Source organism: Photobacterium lucens, from assembly GCF_009873615.1.
Taxonomy (GTDB): Bacteria; Pseudomonadota; Gammaproteobacteria; order Enterobacterales; family Vibrionaceae; genus Photobacterium; species Photobacterium lucens.
The window spans coordinates 1-3,032 of record NZ_SSMG01000319.1; the positions used below are offsets into that span (position 1 = coordinate 1).

Here is a 3,032-nt window from a genome sequence, read left to right on the forward strand (position 1 = left end):
GATTATAAGCAAGCATAACCTCTTGTGGACCAAAATCTCCTTCAAGAAAGAGAGCTCCTGTTAATTGAAATCCACTTTTCTCATAGCAACGTTTCGCAGCAGGGTTCTTGCAATTAACAGTTAAATATATGGCATCATATCTAGCGTAATGTACTGCGGTGTAGTGCAATATCCTTTTAATGACTGCCGTTCCTATCCCTTTACCTTGATAAGGTTGACTAATCACAACAGTACGTAAGCCAAGCGTATTGATTGGACAAAATTTCATTTGTTCGGAATAAGCAATGTCTAGTTTAAAATAACCAATGCTCTCCCCGTGATAATAAATCACATAAAGATGCATAGTTTCAGTGGCGCTCGCAATGAAATCCTCAGCAGTTGATGCAAATCTCACTTGCGATTTAGGTACAACAATCCGCTTAACTGCATTTTCATCTCGGTTGGTAAAAGGCTTAATTTCGATCATCTCGCATCCTTATATACCCAAGTAACTCCAAGATGCTATGTTCAGCGAGATGGCCTTAGTTCTCAGGCGCGGCAACGATTCGAAGATATAGTGGTTCTACATTGAGAATTGTTAACAAAGCCTGAGAGCTAAGGACGCTCGCCCTTTGCGAGCGTGTCACTGAGCCGACTTCTTGCGTCAGACAACTTGGAAAGAGCTCGCTATTCCGCTTCGTTGCCTTCCTTGAATTCAACTCAGTGACTTCGATCTGAATCAGGTATCTTGAAGTCACTTGGGTATAAGTATATTAATTAACTCGATCGCATATTTAATATACCCCGGATGTGAATTAATTGTTATCACGATATATTTAAAATAAATACAATTAATTCAGTGGGATCGGTATAACAATGACGTTAATAAAAAAACTATACGTAAAAATAGCCATTCTTTTATTAATCACTGGGTGTGTACAACCTAAAGAAGCGACTCACCAATCCCTTGCAAACCAAACACTACCCATGTTACTTGATTTTAAAGATCTTACGACGACAACAAACGGTACCCACTCTTACCAAATATCCCCTGATGGTAAAAAGTTAGCGTGGTTGAAAGACAGCTTTGATAACAATGGTAACCCTTACACTGCACTTCATTTTAAACATTTAGAGACAGGCGAAACAGGCAAGTTTGATGGTTGGATTTCTTTTTTTGAATGGATGCCAGATAGCCGAAATTTAATCTATGTTCCCCATTTCGATGATATGAAGTCTAAAATATTCTTTTTAGATACAGAGCATCCAACACGCCAGATCAAACCATTTTATGATGGCAACAATCAGGTTTATGTCGTCGATATCTTAAAAAATGATCCTGACAATATCATTGTTAGACACAACGGTACTGACCCAAAAGTCTTTAATCTTTATCGCCTTAACATCAAAACGAAACAAGAAACCTTGTTATTTGAGATCGACGATAAGTTAGCTATCGATGGCTTTATTGTTAATAACAGCATTAAAAATGGATCCGTCTTTGCCTATATAAAAGATGAGAAGGAAATATATCAATTAAGTACAGGTAAACTCTTATTTGATGCTGGCGAAAATGGCAAAGTTTCTCATGCGATGCTTAACCATAAGAAAAATACCCTTTCTATATTAGCCAACAACAACACAGATAAGATCCAGTTACTTGAGTTAGATTTAACAACAAACGATATAACTACCCTTTATGCTAATGATCGTGTTGATGTCGATTTATACTATGCTGATAACAACTTAAATCCAGCTATTGCTTTTAGCTACCCTGATTACCAAGAGGCAAAAGCGTTCCACCCTGCTTATCAAAAAATACTCGATAAGTTCTACAGTAAAGGTAAAAGCAGTGTTCTGATCTTTAGTGGTGATAGTCAAAATGAAAAATTCACCTTAAGCCAATATAACGATCAGGGCTTTAAGATTTATCTTTACGATACAGTCACAGATAAAAAAGAACTTCTTTCACAAAGTAAGTCGTACTATTACACCCAATACCTTGCACACCAAAAGCCGATTCAATTTACTAGCCGTGATGGATTAAACATTAATGGCTATTTAACCCTGCCAAATAGCATAGAAGCCAAACAGCTCCCAACCGTTTTACTGGTTCATGGCGGACCTCATGCTCGCGACTATTGGGGCTTCAATACCGAAGCACAATTACTTGCCAACCGTGGCTATGCCGTTATTCAAGTGAATTTCAGAGGCTCTGCCGGTTATGGTTACGATTTTATTTCAGCTGGCTATGGGGAGTTTTCAAAAGCGATGCATAACGATCTAATTGATGGTATCAATTGGGCTGTAGAGCAAGGGATCAGCGATCCTGATAACGTAGCAATCATGGGGGCCAGCTATGGTGGTTACGCTACGCTTGTTGGTATGACGCTTACACCTGATAAGTTTGCATGTGGCGTAGATATTTTTGGTATGTCTGATCTTGAGTTGATGGTTAATAACTTTCCTGAGCCATGGAAGCGACATGAAGATATTTGGCAGAACTACATTGGTGATTTCAATGATCCTAAAATGAAACAACAACGTGCACAGCAATCACCGATTAATTTCGTTAATAATATGAAAGCGCCACTACTGGTCATCCAAGGTGAAGATGATGCTGTTGTTATTCCAGAGCAATCTCGTCGTTTTGTTAAAGCTGCCAAAAAAGCAGGAAAAGACATTCAATATTGGGAAATGAATAATACTGGTCACCATTACGGCACACCAACTCAAACAAAGAAACTCGCTAGAAAAGTCGATAATTTCTTAAGCCAGTGCCTTGGGGGACGATCCGCAGGTTAACCATCAATCATCTGAGAATGCCATCTAAGTGTAGGTGGCATTACTTATTAACGGTAACAACAAAATAGGCAATCATATCTGCGTCCCCTTATTTTAAATTTAAAATGTTTTAATATTTCTTCTTAATCAAACGTTCATGAAAACATAACTTCCGTACCCGTACTCACACAAACGATCATGTTCTGCTCCAGTTATCGTCATGGTAATGTCAATTACACCGTACTTCTCCATTGAATAATGCTTTATTC

2 protein-coding genes are annotated in these 3,032 nt (G+C 38.3%); one reads left to right on the forward strand and one right to left on the reverse strand.

Features of this window, described 5'->3' with window-relative positions; translation table 11 throughout:
- The coding region (locus tag E5A76_RS13855; protein ID WP_161119275.1) for a GNAT family N-acetyltransferase at window positions 1–466 on the reverse strand (466 nt) is incomplete at its 3' end.
- A 389-nt stretch (window positions 467–855) separates the two neighbouring features.
- On the opposite strand from E5A76_RS13855, the gene E5A76_RS13860 reads away from it, so the two are divergent.
- Window positions 856–2,784 carry a S9 family peptidase gene (locus tag E5A76_RS13860; protein ID WP_161119276.1) on the forward strand — a complete coding sequence of 643 codons (1,929 nt, stop codon included), beginning with the start codon at window positions 856–858 and terminating at the stop codon, window positions 2,782–2,784.
- Window positions 2,785–3,032: the final 248 nt, after the last annotated feature.